General features: G+C 37.6%; 18 protein-coding genes. 8 read left to right on the top strand and 10 right to left on the bottom strand.

What is annotated here, in order from left to right; all coding sequences use genetic code 11:
• Positions 1-16 precede the first annotated feature (16 nt).
• On the bottom strand, positions 17-682 hold the full coding sequence (gene pyrE, locus R2R71_RS04185) for an orotate phosphoribosyltransferase (protein ID WP_316829993.1): 666 nt from the start codon (positions 680-682) through the stop codon (positions 17-19).
• On the opposite strand from pyrE, the gene R2R71_RS04180 reads away from it, so the two are divergent.
• Positions 681-1,292, top strand: coding sequence for an NUDIX hydrolase (locus R2R71_RS04180; RefSeq protein ID WP_316829992.1), 612 nt, complete (start codon positions 681-683; stop codon positions 1,290-1,292). The two genes, pyrE and R2R71_RS04180, sit on opposite strands and share 2 nt — an antisense overlap.
• A 191-nt stretch (positions 1,293-1,483) precedes the next feature.
• On the opposite strand, the gene R2R71_RS04175 is transcribed toward R2R71_RS04180, so the two are convergent.
• The 5 genes from R2R71_RS04175 to R2R71_RS04155 all read right to left on the bottom strand — a co-directional run bounded on the left by R2R71_RS04175 (position 1,484) and on the right by R2R71_RS04155 (position 4,656).
• Positions 1,484-2,092, bottom strand: coding sequence for a hypothetical protein (locus R2R71_RS04175; RefSeq protein ID WP_316829991.1), 609 nt, complete (start codon positions 2,090-2,092; stop codon positions 1,484-1,486).
• On the bottom strand, positions 2,082-2,585 hold the full coding sequence (locus R2R71_RS04170; protein ID WP_316829990.1) for a sigma-70 family RNA polymerase sigma factor: 504 nt from the start codon (positions 2,583-2,585) through the stop codon (positions 2,082-2,084). Before R2R71_RS04170 ends, R2R71_RS04175 begins: the two co-directional genes overlap by 11 nt.
• Before the next feature lie 135 nt (positions 2,586-2,720).
• The gene (gene coaD, locus R2R71_RS04165) at positions 2,721-3,182 is read right to left on the bottom strand and encodes a pantetheine-phosphate adenylyltransferase (protein WP_316829989.1); all 462 of its coding nucleotides are present in this window, start codon (positions 3,180-3,182) and stop codon (positions 2,721-2,723) included.
• 140 nt (positions 3,183-3,322) lie between these two features.
• Positions 3,323-3,859: an RsmD family RNA methyltransferase gene (locus R2R71_RS04160; protein ID WP_316829988.1), complete on the bottom strand. Its 537-nt coding sequence runs from the start codon at positions 3,857-3,859 to the stop codon at positions 3,323-3,325.
• Entirely contained in the window at positions 3,850-4,656 is an 807-nt protein-coding gene (locus R2R71_RS04155; protein ID WP_316829987.1) for a DUF3822 family protein, read from the bottom strand. Before R2R71_RS04155 ends, R2R71_RS04160 begins: the two co-directional genes overlap by 10 nt.
• A gap of 209 nt (positions 4,657-4,865) precedes the next feature.
• Between R2R71_RS04155 and R2R71_RS04150 the strand changes: the two genes are divergently transcribed.
• From R2R71_RS04150 to R2R71_RS04140, 3 genes are all read left to right on the top strand, one after another.
• Complete coding sequence (locus R2R71_RS04150; RefSeq protein ID WP_316829986.1) at positions 4,866-6,005, top strand: putative sensor domain DACNV-containing protein; 1,140 nt, start codon at positions 4,866-4,868, stop codon at positions 6,003-6,005.
• A 267-nt stretch (positions 6,006-6,272) separates the two neighbouring features.
• Positions 6,273-7,706, top strand: a complete 1,434-nt coding sequence (locus tag R2R71_RS04145) for an ATP-dependent RecD-like DNA helicase (RefSeq protein WP_316829985.1) — start codon at positions 6,273-6,275, stop codon at positions 7,704-7,706.
• A 131-nt stretch (positions 7,707-7,837) separates the two neighbouring features.
• Positions 7,838-8,506 carry an MCP four helix bundle domain-containing protein gene (locus R2R71_RS04140; protein WP_316829984.1) on the top strand — a complete coding sequence of 223 codons (669 nt, stop codon included), beginning with the start codon at positions 7,838-7,840 and terminating at the stop codon, positions 8,504-8,506.
• A gap of 50 nt (positions 8,507-8,556) precedes the next feature.
• On the opposite strand, the gene R2R71_RS04135 is transcribed toward R2R71_RS04140, so the two are convergent.
• Positions 8,557-9,399 (bottom strand): S1 RNA-binding domain-containing protein, encoded by an 843-nt coding sequence (locus R2R71_RS04135; RefSeq protein ID WP_316829983.1) that lies wholly within the window; start codon positions 9,397-9,399, stop codon positions 8,557-8,559.
• A 254-nt stretch (positions 9,400-9,653) separates the two neighbouring features.
• On the opposite strand from R2R71_RS04135, the gene R2R71_RS04130 reads away from it, so the two are divergent.
• The 3 genes from R2R71_RS04130 to R2R71_RS04120 all read left to right on the top strand — a co-directional run bounded on the left by R2R71_RS04130 (position 9,654) and on the right by R2R71_RS04120 (position 14,274).
• A complete protein-coding gene (locus tag R2R71_RS04130) occupies positions 9,654-11,390 on the top strand; it encodes an ABC transporter ATP-binding protein (RefSeq protein ID WP_316829982.1) in 1,737 nt (578 codons plus the stop codon).
• Positions 11,374-13,134 (top strand): ABC transporter ATP-binding protein, encoded by a 1,761-nt coding sequence (locus tag R2R71_RS04125; RefSeq protein WP_316829981.1) that lies wholly within the window; start codon positions 11,374-11,376, stop codon positions 13,132-13,134. The genes R2R71_RS04130 and R2R71_RS04125 overlap by 17 nt, the downstream gene beginning before the upstream one ends.
• Before the next feature lie 249 nt (positions 13,135-13,383).
• The gene (locus R2R71_RS04120) at positions 13,384-14,274 is read left to right on the top strand and encodes an SMP-30/gluconolactonase/LRE family protein (protein ID WP_316829980.1); all 891 of its coding nucleotides are present in this window, start codon (positions 13,384-13,386) and stop codon (positions 14,272-14,274) included.
• Positions 14,275-14,321: 47 nt separating this feature from the next.
• Here R2R71_RS04120 and R2R71_RS04115 read toward each other — a convergent pair whose 3' ends face one another.
• Both R2R71_RS04115 and R2R71_RS04110 read right to left on the bottom strand, forming a co-directional pair.
• Positions 14,322-14,606, bottom strand: a complete 285-nt coding sequence (locus R2R71_RS04115) for a putative quinol monooxygenase (RefSeq protein WP_316829979.1) — start codon at positions 14,604-14,606, stop codon at positions 14,322-14,324.
• A complete protein-coding gene (locus R2R71_RS04110; RefSeq protein ID WP_316829978.1) occupies positions 14,572-15,210 on the bottom strand; it encodes an NAD(P)H-dependent oxidoreductase in 639 nt (212 codons plus the stop codon). Before R2R71_RS04110 ends, R2R71_RS04115 begins: the two co-directional genes overlap by 35 nt.
• 97 nt (positions 15,211-15,307) lie before the next feature.
• On the opposite strand from R2R71_RS04110, the gene R2R71_RS04105 reads away from it, so the two are divergent.
• Positions 15,308-16,207 carry a LysR family transcriptional regulator gene (locus R2R71_RS04105; protein WP_316829977.1) on the top strand — a complete coding sequence of 300 codons (900 nt, stop codon included), beginning with the start codon at positions 15,308-15,310 and terminating at the stop codon, positions 16,205-16,207.
• A 40-nt stretch (positions 16,208-16,247) separates the two neighbouring features.
• Here the strand turns inward: R2R71_RS04105 and R2R71_RS04100 are convergent, their stop codons facing one another.
• On the bottom strand, positions 16,248-17,888 hold the full coding sequence (locus R2R71_RS04100) for a TldD/PmbA family protein (RefSeq protein ID WP_316829976.1): 1,641 nt from the start codon (positions 17,886-17,888) through the stop codon (positions 16,248-16,250).
• Positions 17,889-17,929: the final 41 nt, after the last annotated feature.

Here is a 17,929-nt window from a genome sequence, read left to right as displayed (position 1 = left end):
TTAGGTTAGTGGGTTACTAAGATTCTGAATTTAAAACTTGATTTTGACCCCACTCAGCTGGATTCAGACGCCATTTTCCTAACAATTCCATATCACTTTTTGCAATAATGCTATGCTCAGCAGCATAATCGATTAATGCACCATAATTAGACAATGTTATGTAACGACATTTTGCTGCGGCAAAGTTTTCATCAGCTTTTTCAAATCCATAGGTAAAAATTGCAGCTAATCCGGCAACTGATAATCCTGCACTTCTTAAAGCTTCAACAGCTTGTAAGCTGCTTTTGCCTGTCGAAATTAAGTCTTCAATTACCATTACACGTTGTCCTTCAACAACCTCACCTTCAATAAGGCTTCCGGTTCCGTGTTCTTTGGCTTTTGCCCTAACGTAGATAAAAGGTAAACCTAATTCTTGCGCTACTAAAACTCCCTGAGGAATTCCGGCAGTTGCAACTCCGGCAATAACATCAACCGCTCCAAATTCTTCCTGGATGGCCTGTGCAAGTTTCTGACGGATGTAAGTTCTAACCTGAGGGTGGGAAAGGGTAATTCTGTTATCGCAATAAATCGGCGATTTCCAACCAGAAGCCCAGGTAAAAGGATTATTAGGTTGTAATTTAATTGCCTTTATTTGTAATAAAAATTCCGCTACCTTTAATTCAATATCACTTTTATTATACATGGCCCAAAATTACAGAATTTATATTAACGATAACACTTTGTTTATCTCAGATGTTTTGCCTGAACAAAAAGAAAAAATACAACAACTTGAATTTCAGGATTTTGATTTACAAACATTTTACAAAAAATTAAAAAATGGGTCTAAAAAAAGCTACATTTTCCTAACTAAAAACCCACAGGAAACCTTTAAAAAGCTTAAAAAGGGTTGCGAAGTAATTAAGGCTGCCGGTGGTTTGGTGGAGAGTGTTAACGGCAATTACCTGTTTATTTTCAGGAATAAAAAATGGGATTTGCCTAAGGGAAAGCTCGAAGATGGTGAAAATATGAAGGAAACCGCCGTTAGGGAAGTTGAAGAGGAATGTGGAATCAAGGTTGCCAAACGAGAAGAAAAGCTTTGCAAAACTTACCACGTTTACCCAATGGGCTCGAAAATGGTAATTAAGAAAACCAATTGGTACAAGATGAAGGTAAAAGGCGAGCCAAAACTCGTTCCGCAAAAGGAAGAAGGCATTGATGAAGCTGTTTGGTTAGACAAAAACCATATTAATCCTGTGGTAAAAAATACTTTTCCATCTATTATGGATGTTTTAAGGGCTGGAGGGATTTTATAAGCTTTGCACTTAACTAATTCAATTCGATCGTCACCCTGAATTTATTTCAGGGTCTATAATTTTTAGAGATGCTGAAATGAATTCAGCATGACGAGTTGTTAAAATAAGTCGTGCTATGATGTTTTGAGTAATTTAGTAAACGGATTGAGCTTTCTCCATTTCGTTTTGCTCCAGCCAAAGTGGCGAGTTAATTAGTTTTCAAAATCCAGCTGATCAACAACATTTCCAACTCTTTTGAGGTGTTTTCCGTAATAATGCCAAGCCCACAGCTCTGTAATTATTCCGATTATTACAATGGTGATAAAACAGTTCAGAAGGATATAGACCGGAGATAGCTTTGCCAAAATTTTATTGGTAAGAGATGTTTTTTCAATGAGCAGATAAACTGCAATAAACCCGACCCAAATAAATGCAATAATGTAAGTGAGTGCTTTGTAGAGTTCGATATTCAATTTCATTTCGTAAAAAAACCATAGGATATTTTTTCTGCTGTCCAGGCTCATGTCGTATGAGTTTTTATAGAATTTGTAAAACTTGAAAAAATAATGGACTATAAATCCACAGGTTATGGCATAAAAAACAAAAAATACAAGTTTCATATCGGCCGAAAAACCAAATAAATAAGGGAATAAGCCCATAAGTGCTAATGCAACAAGCTGATAGGTGAACTCGTGCTTCATCTTTTTCCTGATTATATCTATTGGCGTTTGTGCGGCTTTAATGCTCAGCATATTTTCTGAAACCTGGCTTTCTTGCAGATTTTCAGCATTCCATTCGTTTTTTAAATCGTCAAAATTCATAACCGTTTTTCTTTATGATGAATTGTAATTTTTCTTTTGTCCTGTTCAGCTTTACCCTTGCATTAACCTCGCTAATCCCTAAGTTTTCGGCAATTTCCCTGTGCGATTGATTTTCCAGAAAAAGAAATATGAGGGCTTTTTCAACAGCATTTAACTCCTGTACCGCTTTATATAAATAGGCTAGTTTTTCTTCCTTTAAATTATTTTCATTGTTATCGATAACATCGAAATGTTCATCAAGTGGTGTTTGTTCTACTTTGCGCTTTTCCTTTTTGAAATAAAGCAAAGCGGTATTTAAAGCCACACGGTACATCCAGGTAGAGAATTTACTGTTACCCTTAAAAGTTGGATAAGCTTTCCAAAGCTGCATTACGATTTCCTGAAAAAGGTCTCGCTGTTCCTCCACATCATCCATATACATTTTGGAAACTTTATGTATAATCGCTTTGTGCTGATTAATCAGTTGAAGAAATAGCGTTTCTTTTTCTTTCATTTAACTGAAAAGAATTAATAATGATGGCATGAAAATACAAACCAATTTGTTGTACATAATTTATTTATCTACAGTATTGGTAATCGTTTTTGAAGAAACGTTACATCATTTATAAAAAAATGGAGAGATTAATTTCTATAGGAACTTAAGGGCTTCTTTTGGTACAAAAGGACTTACATCACCGTGGTTCCTTAAAATATCGCGAACTATGGTAGAGCTGATTGCTGAATATTCGGGTTTACTTAAAAGTAAGATAGTTTCTACTTCAGGCATCATGGTTTGGTTAATTTGCGCAATGGCCCGCTCATATTCAAAATCGGCAGCTGAGCGAATACCACGCACCATGTAAGTTGCATTTATTTTTCTGCAAAAATCTACGGTCAAACCCTCATAGGTTTGTACCTCAATATTCTGATAACCCTTGAAGACTGTTTCTAAAATCTGAAGACGCTGTTCGGCCGTTAAGAAATTTTGTTTGGAGCTATTTAATCCGATACCGATAACAATCTTATCAAAAAGTGGGGTAGCACGCTGTAAAATGTTTACATGGGCAATTGTTATGGGATCAAAAGAACCTGGAAATAGCGCAATTTTCATAATTCAAATATAGCTTTTTAAGCAGAAAGGTGAAAGATTAAAGCTGAAAGCATTTCCCAATTCGTGCCTCTCAATGAGGGCCTTTTGAGTAAATAGTTAAATCTTTGTATCCTTTGCGAAAAACTTTAAGCGCTTTGCGGCTAACTGAAATCAAAAAAACTAAATGAAGAATTTCCGTATTTGCGGGTTTCAGTGTAACCCGGCTGACTGCTTAAACGCATATTACTCTGATGTTCTACTACCAGTAACCCACCAGGTTTCAATAATTGTTGTGCTGCAACTAAAACCGGGATCTGCGGGATGTTTGGTAAGTTATAAGGAGGGTCGGCGAAAATTAAATCGTAAGCGCCAGTCATCTGTTTCAATAATTTAAAAACATCACCCTTACGCACTTCTATCTGGTCGAACTCATATTTTTTAGCAGTGGTTTTTACCCAGTTTACACAACCATAGTCCATGTCGACAGCCAGAATGCGTTCGGCATTGCGGGAAGCAAATTCAAAAGTGAGGTTGCCCGTACCGCAAAACAGATCTAAAACAGTACAAGCCTCAAAATCAAATTGATTATTTAATATGTTGAACAGGGCTTCTTTAGCCATATCCGTTGTCGGGCGCACAGGTAAGTTTGCAGGTGGCTGTAAACGAATGCCTTTTAACCTGCCACCAATTATTCGCATAAATCTAAAGCAAGTAATCCGCTGAAATAGTGTTTAGGCATATCGGCCAGTAATTCACTGTCTTGTTTTCCAGCGGGTAGAAAGAAATAAATATTATTGAAGTATTTTAAAAGGGTATTGTAGTAATCATCATCTTCATTGATAATACCCTGTAAATAAACAGGAACAGTTTCATTCAAACCTAACTGTTCGATGATTAACAATAAAAAGTAATTGAATTCTTCTGCGGTTTCGGCCTCGTAATGATTCTGAAACTGAACTTTTTTATCTTTTGCTAGCAATACATTAAATGATGCTGCAGTGAAATCGATTAACAGGCAATCGCCCGATAAATGATTAAGCAAGGCTAGTAGTGGTGAAGATTGCGGATGTAAATCCGTATTCTCGGGAAGTTTACTTTCCAGCTGTTCATCCAATGAAAAAAGCGTATTGAAACCTAATTTCTCGTGGTGTTTTGCATAAATCTTTGAGTCGGATGCAAGAAATTTTGAATACACAGTAAGGTTTTCAGCATCAAACCATTCATCAGGTATGAAAATGAAGTTTGAGGTATGTACAGCAGCCTTAATCGCTCCGTATTTTTGAGCTAAATGTTTATCTGTTTCAAAAGCCGTTTTTATTTCCTGTCCGATATCTTCGCAGCCTTGCTTATCGAAAATTATGCGGATATCTCCAGAATCTTTATCAATAACGGCATAAGAAAAACTATCATTCGTTATTTTTAATAATAAATGGCAGCTCGCCGAGGAAGCAGTTTTAAAATTCGGATCGACTAATAGAAGACTGTTATTACTCATTGAAACAAAAATAGCTTTTTTTAGAGATTAACCGTAACTAAAGCTGATAAATGAAATCAGCGACACATCTTTTAGAACAAAATACAGAATTTTAGTTCCTTTTTTAAGCGATTTGCCTGCTGTTGTGTCAGCTTGAGCTTTAAATTTTTTGACTAAATTCAAACGTTTTACTTAATTGGAATTTAAAATATTCGGTTTAAATTCGGAACATGAGTTACAAGCCTACCTATAAAGCGGCAAACACCGTTGCAGCTAAAATTGAGCAACATTTTATTAAACTGCATGCAAATGCTGTGGCACAAGGTGAGGTTGATTTAGCAACACAACCAGATAAACGAATCATCGAGGCTTTGATTGATGTGGCTTTCTGGAGCAGCTTAAGGAAAGAAGAAGGGCATTCACCTCGTATTTCGATCGCTTTTCTGCCGCCATCGCAAACCTCAAAGCCTTTAAAATTTGCAAAACCTTTACCATTAAATGCCAATACACTTACTAAAATTGCCCCTGGCATCGAACGTTCGGGTATTCATTTAGGGGTTTGGGAAGAGGATGGTGAACTTTATATCTGGGGAACAACTTTAAATATTCCAAATTTTTGTTTCGTAGTTGATGTTTCGGAACCGGGACTTATCGTAATCAAGCACCGCAGGATTTACGGGATTGGTAAATTTACTAATGTAGCGGTTTTGAAAGGAGAGCAAATCAGAATTGTTGATGACACTTCGTGTGCTAACCGCGATTGTCCGCCGATTTTGAAAGCGCTGCTCGATTTAACTGTTCTTGCCAGTTGGAACGATCCTATAAATATTCTGATTCAGTTTGCGGTTTCTATGCGTAGCCATGGAAGGGGTGGGGCTTTGCTGATTGTTCCTAAAAACGATGTTAAGTGGGAAGAATCAATTATTCACCCGATACAATACCTTGTGGAACCGCCGTTTTGCGGATTGTCTAATCTGGCAAAACAAAGTGGTAACCAGACTGAAATATTTTCTCAGGGCGCTTTACGTCGCGAGGTGGAGCACCTTGCCGGACTAACCGCTGTTGATGGCGCTACAATTATAAACGAAGAGTTCGATTTAATAGCCTTTGGTGCTAAAATTGGCCGTGCTAAGGGTAAGCCAACTGTAGAGCAAATAGCGTTTTCTGAGCCGATTGTTGGCGGTGAAGATAAAATTTTATATCCTGGACAATTAGGTGGAACAAGGCACTTTTCGGTGGCACAATTTGTTAACGACCAACCTCAGGCCATAGGTTTAGTGGCTTCGCAAGACGGGCATTTTACTATTTTTAGCTGGAGTAAAGTACAAAATATGGTAATGGCACACCGAATTGAAACCTTGTTGTTGTAATTATTAATTTATCGTTGCGAAGAATGGTACATACTAAGTATTCATAAGAATAACATTTTAGTAGCGCTCTTCAAATTTATTCTAATCCTGACCGAACCCTTTTTAATATGTAGTAACTTCGTTTATTGTCATTCTGAAGAATCTACAAGCGATGAAACAGATTCTTCGTTCCTCAGAATGACAGCGGCCGATTGGTAATGCAATTGCTTTTCAAATTATTTATTAAATCGGGAACAATTACCCAATTATAACTATTAAAAAATATCTATGTATCTTGATAAAAGTCAGCTAATTGCCCAGGCCTACGCACATGCACCAACGAAAGAGCAGTTGCTCTTTTGCGAGCGTATGTCGAAGTTTTTGCAGGATGACGATGAATACAAGTGTTTTGTTTTGAAAGGTTATGCGGGTACTGGTAAAACAACATCGGTAGCGGCTTTGGTAAAGGTACTTGCGCAATTTAATTTAAGAAGCGAATTACTGGCGCCAACCGGACGTGCGGCGAAAGTAATGAGCCAATATTCTTATCGCAAAGCATTAACCATACATAAAAGGATTTATAGGAAACGCTCGGCGGCATCTCCCGAAATGCAGTTTCAAATTGCACCGAACCTATCAGAAAATACACTCTTTATTGTTGATGAAGCATCGATGATTGCCGATGAGTTTAATGAAACAGGTTCCTCTATTTTACGCGATTTGCTGGAGTTTGTGTACAATACAAAGAACTGTTTTTTGCTTTTTGTGGGCGATACGGCACAATTACCACCGGTTGGGAGTTTGGATAGCCCTGCATTGAATGAAGCCTACATGAAAGATAAGTTTGCTTTAACGGTAACGTCGGTTGAATTGAAAGAAGTTGTACGGCAGGGCAAAAAATCGGGTATTTTGGCGAATGCGACGATGTTGAGAAACCAGATAGCAAAAAATCCTGAGCATCCGATGCCTAAATTCCTGACCAAGAATTACACGGATATTTACAATATGGCCGGCGCCCGATTGGTTGAAGGGCTTGAGTATGCTTACCGGAAGTTTGGCATAGAAAATACGCTGGTGGTTTGCCGATCCAATAAATCGGCAAATATTTATAACCAGCAAATCAGGGCGAGGTTGCTTTACCGCGAGGAGGAATTAACCGGAGGGGACCAGATTATGGTGGTTCGGAATAATTATTTCTGGTTACCCGAAAATGATGAAACATCTTTTATTGCCAATGGTGATATGGCGAAAGTGATCAGGGTGCGTGGCGAAGAAGAACGTTATGGATTTCGTTTTGCGGAGGCAACTTTGGAGTTTATGGACTTCCCGGCGGCTGGGCAAATTAGCTGTAAAGTAATGCTCGATACTTTAAACTTAGAATCGGCTAACCTGCCGTATGAGCAAAATAAAAAGCTTTTTGATGGTTTGAACGAGGATTACGAGCATATTGCCAATAAACGACAGCGAATGCTGGCCATTAAGCAAGATCCTTTTTATAATGCCTTGCAAATTAAGTTCGCTTATGCGGTTACCTGCCATAAAGCGCAAGGGGGGCAATGGGAAGCAGTTTTTGCTGATCAAGGCTACTTAACTGAAGAAATGATAGATTTGAATTTTTTGAGATGGTTGTATACAGCGGTTACAAGGGCTAAAAAAGAGCTTTATCTGGTTAATTTTGCCCCACAGCTTTTCTCAAAGACGGGGCAGGAAGAATACTTTTAGTTGGTTTGCCCACCGACCAAATTATGTTTTCGTTTTATCAAATATCAATTAATATAAAGATGAAAATTCATTTACAAGTTGCTGCAAAACGACCTTAATTCCTTAACTTGAAATGCTAACTGAATAATACGATGAAATTTGCTTTTACCCTCAAAAATAAACTAAAAATGGCATTTTTGCTGTTTTGCATCATGTGTTGTACGCTACTTATCCGTTTTCTGGAAGATAAAAGTGTAAGCAAGATTAACGAGTCTTTTATTTCAATGTATAATGACAGGCTTGTTCCGGCAACAGATTTGTATTTTATTGCTGAAAATTTATACCACAAAAATGCCATTTTACAGGATGCTTTAACAGATGATGACATTCACCCATCGGTTAGTATTTCCAAAATAAGTAAGCATAACCGCAAAATAGATTCTGTTATCAATAAATATGAACTTACATTATTGGTGAAGCAGGAGCAAACATTTCTTAACGACTTAAAAAATGCCTTAAAAATTCAACAGCAACTGAAATTAAAACTGCTCAATGCAGCAAGGGAAGAAGCGGATGAAATTTATGAATCGATTGGCCGAAAAACTTTTACGCAAACCTTAAATAAACTTTCGGCTTTAATAAAAATCCAAACTAAAGTTGGTGATGAACTGATTAAAGACTCTAAGATTTTTGTTTCAGGAACTAAAGTTTACTCTTTTTTTCAGGTTCTATTAGCCATTGCAATTGGTGCATTGGTGGTCAACATTGTTTCTGCATCAAATGTGGTTAAGATTCAGAATGATAAGTTTAATTTGAACTAGTTATTTGTTTATCATAAAAAAGGCCTGAATTTTTAAAATTCAGGCCTTTTTTATTCTTCATCATTTCCCAGCAGTCTGATGGAATCATCAGAAAGCATGATTAAACGCTCCTTGTAAAGTGAGCCGATTGTTTTTTTGAAAGCACTTTTGCTGATTTGAAAACGGTGGTAAATTTCTTCCGGAGAACTTTTATCGCCCAGTTCAATTATGCCGCCATTCTTTTTTAGTGCTGCTAAAACCATCTCTTTTGAATCGAGAATGTGCCCATAACCACTTGGTTGTAAGGTTAAGTCGATCTTGCCTTCTACACGAATTTTCTTAATCCATCCTTTGCGTTGGTCGCCGACTTGAATGTTATCGAAAACTTCGTTGTGGTAAAGTAAACCGATGTAGGTGTTATTAATGATGGCGTTAAAACCTAAATCAGTTTCTTCGGTAATTAATAAACTCACCTCATCGCCTTCTTCAAAATCAAAGTCTTCTTCTTCTACAAAATCATATAATTTTGATGAAGCCAATAAGCGGTCGTTGTTTTCGTCTAGATAAATATAAACTACATATTTGTAGCCTTTTTGCATTGGCCTTTTTTGTTCTCTTGCCGGTACATAAACATCCTTATCGATGCCTAAATCCATGAAAACACCATTTTCGCCATCTGAAACAACTTTTAAGAAAGCAAAATCACCAACCTCGGCATAAGCTTTCTGGGTAGTCCCAGTTAAGCGGCCATCTTTCTGTATGTACACGAAGACGCTGACATTATCGCCAATTTCCAATCCGTTCGGTACGTATTGGTAAGGCAGGATAACCATTTTATCGCCATCGGTTAAGTTTAAGCCGGCTTCTGATTTGCTTAAAACTCTTAATTCGTTGTATTTTCCTATTTCAATCATAATATGGGTAAACCATTTTCTTCAATGGTTATGCAAAGGTAGTAATCCGTTGGTTGAAACCAACGGTAAAGAATAGGGAAAGGTTGAAACCAAGGGTAAAAAAAATTAAAGTTTGAAATCAACAGCAGTTGGGAAATGAGCTTCTTTGCTGATGATGAGGTTAACAAATCAAAAGAGCGGTTCAAAAAATAAATTAAACAGCAGACTATTCAGATAAATGGGTTAAATTTGAGTTTACAAAGTTCGTATCCAACATGGCAAAACCTAAAGAAGCTAAAAAACCGAGTGTTTTTAGTTTACTTGCATCATATAAAGGCTTAATTTTTCTGCTGATTTTATTCGCTTTATTAAGTAACGGTATCAACTTGCTGCTGCCGAAAATTATTGCTCACGGAATCGATTCTTACACCAATAAAACCTTTCATGTAAATTCCATTTTATTTCAGTTCGCATTGGCTATTGTACTTGTATTTATGTTTACATATTTACAAAGTATTGTTCAAACCTATGCTTCTGAGCGTGTTGCGAGAGATTTAAGGACGAGGTTATCCAACCAGATTTCGCGTCAAAGCCATGCTTACATTATTCAGGCTAATCCTTCCAAGCTGCTTACCAATCTTACTTCAGATGCGGATTCGATAAAAATGTTTGTATCGCAAGCGATTGTTTCGCTGGCCTCATCAATCTTTTTAATTGTTGGTGCGAGTATTTTATTACTTGCTATTAACTGGAAACTGGCACTTTGTGTTATTGCTATTGTTCCCATTATAGGTGGTGCATTTTTCTTTGTATTAAAAAAGGTTAGGGTACTTTTTATTAAGAGCCGGGAGGTAATCGACTGGTTAAATAAGGTAATTAGTGAAAGTATTTTGGGCTCGGCATTAATCCGTGTCATTAATTCGCAACAGTTAGAATATAACAAATTTCTTGATGCCAATGCTAAAGCCCGGGATTTGGGTTTAGGGATTCTTCGCTTATTTGCCGGCCTAATACCGATTATTGTTTTCGTGGCCAATTTATCCGGATTAACCATTCTGGTTCTTGGGGGACATTTTGTTATTTCTAACTCCATGAGTTTGGGAGAGTTTGCCGCTTTTAGTAGTTACCTGGCGTTGATTATCTTCCCGATATTGGTTATTGGTTTTATGAGTAATGTTATTGCACAGGCAACAGCTTCTTATCAGCGAATTGAAAGTGTATTAAATGCGCCGGAAATTAAACATCCGGGAACTTTAACCGACGAATTAACAGGTGAGGTAGAAGCTAAAGCGATTTCACTAACTATCGGACAGAAACCCATCTTAAAGGATATTTCTTTCAGAGCCAAAGCAGGTTCAAAAACGGCAATTATTGGTCCTACAGCAGCAGGGAAAACCCAGTTACTTTATATTCTTACCGGACTAATCAACCCTAATGAAGGGGAAACGCTTTTCGACGGAAAGGCGCTTCAAAGTTACAACCAGGAAAACTTTCATAAACAGGTTGGTTTCGTTTTTCAGGATAGCATTATGTTTAACATGAGTATCAGGGAAAATATTGCTTTTAGCGATACGGTGACGGATGAGTCGTTAGAAAAAGCCATTAAAACAGCGGAGTTGAAAGACTTTATTGAGGCCTTACCCGATAAATTAGATACGATTATTTCTGAGCGGGGAAATAGCCTGTCGGGCGGGCAGAAGCAGCGCATTATGCTGGCAAGGGCTTTGGCCGTTAACCCTAAAATATTATTGCTTGATGACTTTACCGCACGCGTAGATACGAATACGGAAAAAAGAATCCTCGAAAATATTCAGCAATATTATCCAGGTTTAACATTATTGTCTGTAACGCAAAAAATTGCTTCCGTTACAGGTTACGATAATGTAATCTTATTGATGCAAGGCGAAATTATCGCTGCAGGAACGCATCAGGCGCTTTTGAAAAGCAGTCCTGAATATGTTCAAATTTACAATTCACAACAGAGCACAAGCAATTATGAACTACAATCTTAACCAGCTCAGTTCGGGGCAGGAAAAGCAATCTACCTATAAAGCGCTTAAAAGATTGCTCAAACTCATATCTGCTGAGCGGAAAAATCTTTGGCTGGCCTTAATTGCCATCCTGATAAATTCAGGGCTGTTGTTGCTTGGTCCGCTTTTAGTTGGACATACCATCGATGCCTACATTCGTACAAAACAATTTCATGGTGTTCTGATTTTTGGCGGAATTCTTTTGGTGATGTACATGGTTGCTATGGTTACAGGCTACACGCAAACCAAATTAATGGGAGGGATAGGGCAAAGGATGCTCTATACGCTGAGAAATGCTATATTTAATAAGTTACAAGAGTTACCTGTTTCCTTTTTTAATCAAAATAAAGCCGGAGATTTAATTTCCAGGGTAAACAATGATACCGATAAGTTAAACCAGTTTTTCTCGCAATCGTTGATGCAGTTTATCGGCAGTATTGTAACCATGATTGGTGCGGGGTTCTTTCTGCTAACGATCAATTTCGAGCTAGGTGCTGCAGCGTTGGCACCGGCAGTTGTAATTGTGCTCTTCACCATGGTTTTATCCCCCTGGGTTAAAAGAAAAAATGCCAAAAACTTAAAAAGTGTTGGCGGTATGAGTGCCGAAATACAGGAAAGCCTTAATAATTTTAAGGTGATCATTGCTTTTAACCGTCGCGATTACTTTAGAAAACGTTTCGATGAAGCCAATGCTGAGAATTACAAAACCGCCATTGGCGCAGGTTTGGCCAATAATATTTTTGTCCCTGTTTACGGTTTACTTTCCAGTGCTGCACAATTAATCGTATTACTTTTTGGTATTTACCTGATTTCAACCGGTAACTTTTCTTTGGGTTTATTGGTAAGTTATATTTCTTATTGTACCAATTTTTACAATCCTTTAAGGCAGCTGGCAGCCCTTTGGACCAGTTTTCAGGTTGCCATGGCAGGTTGGGACAGGATTTCTCAAATCCTTTTACTCGATACTAATCTAACTCAAATACCAAATACAGAAACGATCACTTCAGATGCCTTACTGGAATTTAAAAATGTTCACTTCTCGTATGATGACTCGAAAGAAATTCTCCATAACATTAACCTGAGGTTTGAAAAAGGCAAAACTTACGCTTTAATTGGCCCTACTGGCGGTGGAAAAACAACAACTGCTTCATTAATTTCGCGTTTATATGATGCAACCAAAGGCACTGTTTTGCTTAACGGAAGAGATATACGCTCTTTTAGTGCCGAAGAACGCACACAGAAAATAGGCTTTATTTTACAGGAACCATTTTTGTTTACGGGTACTGTGAAAGATAATATTCTTTACGGCAACAGTGCATATAAGGATGTAAGTGATGAGGAGTTAAAAAAGATTATCCAGGATGCAAACCTAAATGAACTGCTTGCCATTTTTGACGAGGGATTAAATACCCAGATTACATCAGGTTCGGATAGTATTAGTTTAGGGCAGAAACAATTAATTGCCTTCATGCGTGCCGTGCTACGTAACCCTGAGTTGTTAATTTTAGATGAGGCAACTGCTAATATTGATACCATTACAGAGCAATTGCTTGGCAATATCCTGAATAAATTATCTAAAGAAACCACATTGGTTATTATTGCGCACCGCTTGAATACCATCGAAAATGCAGATGAAATTTACTTTGTAAACGAAGGTGAAGTTCAGCAAGCGGGTACACTCAATGATGCTTTAGATCTGTTGTTGAAAGGAAAACGGGTGAGTTAGAAAGCGTTTTGATAATCAGTTTACTTGAGTAAAAGGTAAATAATCGATGATGCAATATGTAATATGGATGATGTGATATGGCGAATGGATGATGCGATAGGGGAAAAAATAATTGCTTAAACTGAAGTCTTGTATAATCAAAGATTTCTCCTCTACGCTTGAAATGACGTGTGGTTTGATGTTTCGCACAACATTTTTACTTGCAATACAGGATATTATTAGGCACTTTGCTTCACCAAATATCATCCTATGAAAAAATACCTGCTTCTTTCTGTTATCACATTAATTTGCCCGGCTTTATCTTATGGACAATCGCAAAGCCCGATTTTTGTTCAGGATAGTTTAAAGTTGATTTCCTCGCAATTTAAATTTACTGAGGGGGCATCGGTAGATAAAGAAGGCAATGTGTTTTTCACCGATCAGCCAAACGATAAAATCTGGAAATACGACACTAAAGGCGAACTAAGCTTATATATGGATAAATCGGGCCGTGCAAATGGAACTTATTTCGATAAAAAAGGAAACCTGATTGTTTGCGCCGATGAAAATAATCAAATCTGGTCTATTGATAAGAACAAAAAAATAACGGTATTATTTTCCGATTTTGAAGGGAAGAAAGTTAACGGCCCGAATGATATCTGGCTCGATGCCAAAGGTGGTATCTACTTTACCGACCCTTATTACCAACGCGATTACTGGACAAGACAAAAGCCAGAGATTGAAAAGCAACGTGTTTATTACCTCCCAAAAGGAAAAAAAGAAGCTATTGTTGTAGCGGATGATTTAATTAAGCCAAATGGAATAGTTGGAACGCCTGATGGTAAATCGCTATATGTTGCAGATATGGCTGCTAATAAAACTTATCGTTATCAAATTAATAAAGATGCTTCATTAAGCAATAGAACACTTGTTTTAAATCAGAATTCTGACGGGATGACTTTAGATAACAATGGAAATATCTATGTTACGGGGAAAGGTGTAAATATCTATAAACCAAATGGAGAACAAATCGGGCATATCGAAGTGCCTGAAAATTGGTGCGGCAACATCTGTTTTGGTGGCAAGAACAGAAATATATTGTTTATTACGGCTTCCAAATCACTTTATACATTGCCAACAACGGCTAAGGGTGTGGAGTAAATAAGCCAACCGGGAATAATGTGTATTCCCGGCCAGCCTGATTAATTTTAAGCTATTTTATTGGTTTTATAGATGATAATTTCATTTGCCAGTTCCGAATGTTTATTGCGGAATTCGGTGATGTAAGGCATATTGTTATGCAAATCAAGCCCTTTCTGTGTTTCCCATATTTCGTGGAAGATGAATGTTTGAGCATCATCCGTCTCAAATAAATCATATTGCAAACAGGCCTTTTCTTTTCTCGAGTTTAAAACCATGTTCTCCAAAACTGCCTTTAAAACCGGAGCATTTTCTTTTTTAGCTTTCAATAGCGCTGTTAAGTAAACTTTCATTTTCTATTTTATTAGCTGTAAATATTTTAGTTAAATGTTGGTTATAATTTTCCAGATCCTGAAGGATAAAATCATTCTTCATTACATCATGGAAATGAATACTTTCCAGTGGTTTCATTCCAATAAAAGCATTCATTCTATGAAAGCCAAACATCGGTCCCTCGTCAACACTATGTTCGTTGAAAAATTCTCCTGGCAAGGTAAAGGCCTCTTTTGGTGCATTCCACGATGTAGTAAGCATATAGTGTTTGCCCTGTAACATTCCACCTGTACCATAATTTATTGCAGGATTTGCCGCAGAACGACCATCGCTATGGTAAATACCTGTTTTATGCCCCTCGGTAAAAACCGTATCGATGTATTGTTTAAAACCAAAGGGGATTTGAAACCACCAAACCGGGGTATGGTAAATTACAATATCGGCCCATTTATATTTTTTAACTTCTTCTTTTAAGTTGTAAGGTTTGTTGATGTCGGTAAACTTTACTTCAAAACCTGGATGGTTTTCAAAAAATGAAACCGTAGCTTCTAATAATGATTTATTAAATTTTCCACCAGAATGGCCAAAAACCTGGCCTCCGTTTATTACAAATATATTTTTCATTTGCTTATTTTCTTTTGATGAAGCAAAACTATAACAGTATGTTCTATTAATAAAATAATATAAATTATATATTTGTATTATAATTATGATGATTTGAATGATGGTAAATTTAGAATGGTTCAGAACTTTTAAAGCTATTTATGAAACGGGTTCTTTAACGGCTGCGGCCGAGCATTTGTTTATTTCGCAGCCGGGTGTCAGCTTGCATTTAAGTTCACTGGAAAGCTATGTTGGTTATAAATTATTTGATCGTGCTTCCAGAAAAATGGTATCGACAGAGCGTGGTAAAATACTTTACAACTATGTTCAGGAGGCGATTTGCAAACTGGAAGAAGCGGAAAAACATTTTCATAAATCGACAGAAAAAGATATACCGACCATAAGTATTGGCATGTGTTTCGAAACTTTTCAGTTTACCCTTGAATCATATCTGCCAACTTTACCTTTTAATGTAATTATCAAATTTGGAGAGTACCCGCAAATGCTTGCCGATTTGGATAATGGTATCCTTGATATGATTATAACACCGCAAAAGGGCGATTATAAAAACCTTATGTACAAACCTTTTTTTAAAGAAAAACTAGTTGTTGTTGCGGGTGCTGAAACCGAAACACAAGAAGCAGATGCCTTTTTTAAAAAGAATAAACTTCCGGAAATACAAAGCTGGTTAAAGAAACAGATTTGGTATGGTACCGCGGGGGATATGGAACATTTAAGAAGGTTCTGGCATACCAATTTTGGTACCCGACCGGATTTTAAGCCAAATTATATAGTGCCCAATATATGTTCTATTCTAAGGTGTTTAAGTTCGGGTAATGGAATCGCCGTAGTTCCTGATTTTCTCTCAAAAAAAGACCTGGAATCGGGTAAGGTTAAAATACTTTGGGATGGTTATAACCAGATTGAAAATACCTTGTATTTCGGTACAAGGAAGAAGACCATTTATGAAGAACAACTAAAAACCATTCAGGAGATTTTTAAAAAAGAAATGGTTTAAATAATCAACCGCTGTTTAAGGAGCGGTTGATTACTAGAAATTATCCCAATCTTCTGCCGGTATTAATCACATTTACACCATTAAAGCGAGTAGTTGCGCTTCCATGAGAAACGGCACTTGCCTGTCCGGGCTGACCTTTTCCATCCGAAAAGGTTCCGCCTAAGCGATAGTCATTTTTATCGCAGCGCTGCACGCATGAGTTCCAGAATTCCTGTGTATTTGCCTGGTAAGCGGCATCTTTAAACATGCTGACAATTTTCCCTTCCTTAATTTCATAAGCCAGTTGTGCGCTAAACTGAAAGTTGTAACGCTGCTGGTCGATAGAATAGGAGTTACGGCCAAACATATAGATACCTTTTTCAACATTTTTAACCATTTCTGCAGCACTTAATGGCGTATTTCCCGGTGCTAAAGAAACATTTGGCATTCTCTGGAACTGAATGCTGTCCCAGCTATCGGCGTAACAACAACCTTGTGATGCTTTAAGTCCCAGAATGTGTGCCTGATCGCGGATGGTTTGGTAGTTTACCAGGATCCCATCTTTAATGATGTCCCAGTTACCGCATTTAACGCCTTCATCATCATAGCCAACAGCACCTAGTGAACCGGTTTCCGTTTTGTCGGCAAGGATGTTTACCTCTTTGCTCCCGAAATTAAACTTTTTAGATTCCCATTTATCCAAAGTTAAGAAGCTTGTACCGGCATAGTTTGCCTCATAGCCTAAAACCCGGTCTAATTCTGTTGGATGACCAACCGATTCGTGAATGGTTAAAAATAGGTGAGAGGGGTCTAAAACTAGGTCGTATTTGCCCGGAGCTATCGGTTTTGCTTTTAGTTTTTCATCAACATGAACTGCAGCCTCCCGAACATCTTCAAGGATATCGTAACGTTTTTTGTACATCGTTACCGGACCACCCTTAATTTTTTCAGTGTCTTTCGGTGTAAGATATTCAAAGCCCATGCCCATTGGTGCGCTTAAGGCGTTTCTCGTTTCGAACTTGCCATTGGCAGCATCTGTTTTCGTTAAGGTGAAAGTTGGCCAGATCCTGTGAATATCCTGATCGATATATGAGCCATCTGTTGATGCAAAATATTTCTGCTCATTAATCATGAAAAGATTAGAATTAATGTACTTGGTGCCACCTTTTAAAGCCTCACTATTTACTTTTAAAAGCAAATCAACCTTATCTTTTATCGGTACTTCAAAAGCATTAATTTCAATGGGTGTTTTCCAGCTTACTTCGCCAAATCCTTGTTGCGGTGCCAGCTGAACCGGTTCTTCCATTAATTTAGCATTTCCTTTTGCGATGGCTACTGCTGCTTCGGCCGCTTTGGCAATGCTTGTATTGTCGAGGTTGTTGGTGGCGGCAAAACCCCAGCTTCCATTAGCAATAACCCGCACACCTAATCCATAAGACTCGGCATTTGAAATATTTTCAACTCTCGTTTCCCGTGTGGCAATAACCTGATTTAAATAGCGGCCAATACGAACATCAGCATAGGTAGCGCCTTTACTTTTTGCCGCATTGAGGGCTACATCAGCCATTTTTTTCTTTAATGCAACATCAACTGGTGTTAATGCTTCCTCAACGGAAATAATTTTGCCAAAAGCAGGAATGTTTGGAAGCATTGTGGTGCCCAGACCAACGCCTGTCATGTATAAAAAATCTCTTCTTCTCAACTTTAGGGTAGTATTTAATTTATGATGATGAAAACGAAGCA

The sequence above is a fragment of the Pedobacter aquatilis genome, from assembly GCF_032678405.1.
GTDB lineage: Bacteria > Bacteroidota > Bacteroidia > Sphingobacteriales > Sphingobacteriaceae > Pedobacter > Pedobacter aquatilis_A.
Note: the sequence above shows the minus strand (reverse complement) of the source record. Positions and strands in the feature narration are given on the sequence as shown.

Coding starts and splice junctions, on each gene's coding strand:
- R2R71_RS04170 (WP_316829990.1), bottom strand. CDS start 2,585: ATGAAAGAAAAAGAAACGCTATTTCTTCAACTGATTAATCAGCACAAA.
- R2R71_RS04115 (WP_316829979.1), bottom strand. CDS start 14,606: ATGAAAGTTTACTTAACAGCGCTATTGAAAGCTAAAAAAGAAAATGCT.
- R2R71_RS04135 (WP_316829983.1), bottom strand. CDS start 9,399: ATGATTGAAATAGGAAAATACAACGAATTAAGAGTTTTAAGCAAATCA.
- pyrE (WP_316829993.1), bottom strand. CDS start 682: ATGTATAATAAAAGTGATATTGAATTAAAGGTAGCGGAATTTTTATTA.
- R2R71_RS04110 (WP_316829978.1), bottom strand. CDS start 15,210: ATGAAAAATATATTTGTAATAAACGGAGGCCAGGTTTTTGGCCATTCT.
- R2R71_RS04160 (WP_316829988.1), bottom strand. CDS start 3,859: ATGCGAATAATTGGTGGCAGGTTAAAAGGCATTCGTTTACAGCCACCT.
- coaD (WP_316829989.1), bottom strand. CDS start 3,182: ATGAAAATTGCGCTATTTCCAGGTTCTTTTGATCCCATAACAATTGCC.
- R2R71_RS04130 (WP_316829982.1), top strand. CDS start 9,654: ATGGCAAAACCTAAAGAAGCTAAAAAACCGAGTGTTTTTAGTTTACTT.
- R2R71_RS04155 (WP_316829987.1), bottom strand. CDS start 4,656: ATGAGTAATAACAGTCTTCTATTAGTCGATCCGAATTTTAAAACTGCT.
- R2R71_RS04140 (WP_316829984.1), top strand. CDS start 7,838: ATGAAATTTGCTTTTACCCTCAAAAATAAACTAAAAATGGCATTTTTG.
- R2R71_RS04145 (WP_316829985.1), top strand. CDS start 6,273: ATGTATCTTGATAAAAGTCAGCTAATTGCCCAGGCCTACGCACATGCA.
- R2R71_RS04120 (WP_316829980.1), top strand. CDS start 13,384: ATGAAAAAATACCTGCTTCTTTCTGTTATCACATTAATTTGCCCGGCT.
- R2R71_RS04150 (WP_316829986.1), top strand. CDS start 4,866: ATGAGTTACAAGCCTACCTATAAAGCGGCAAACACCGTTGCAGCTAAA.
- R2R71_RS04175 (WP_316829991.1), bottom strand. CDS start 2,092: ATGAATTTTGACGATTTAAAAAACGAATGGAATGCTGAAAATCTGCAA.
- R2R71_RS04180 (WP_316829992.1), top strand. CDS start 681: ATGGCCCAAAATTACAGAATTTATATTAACGATAACACTTTGTTTATC.
- R2R71_RS04125 (WP_316829981.1), top strand. CDS start 11,374: ATGAACTACAATCTTAACCAGCTCAGTTCGGGGCAGGAAAAGCAATCT.
- R2R71_RS04105 (WP_316829977.1), top strand. CDS start 15,308: ATGATGGTAAATTTAGAATGGTTCAGAACTTTTAAAGCTATTTATGAA.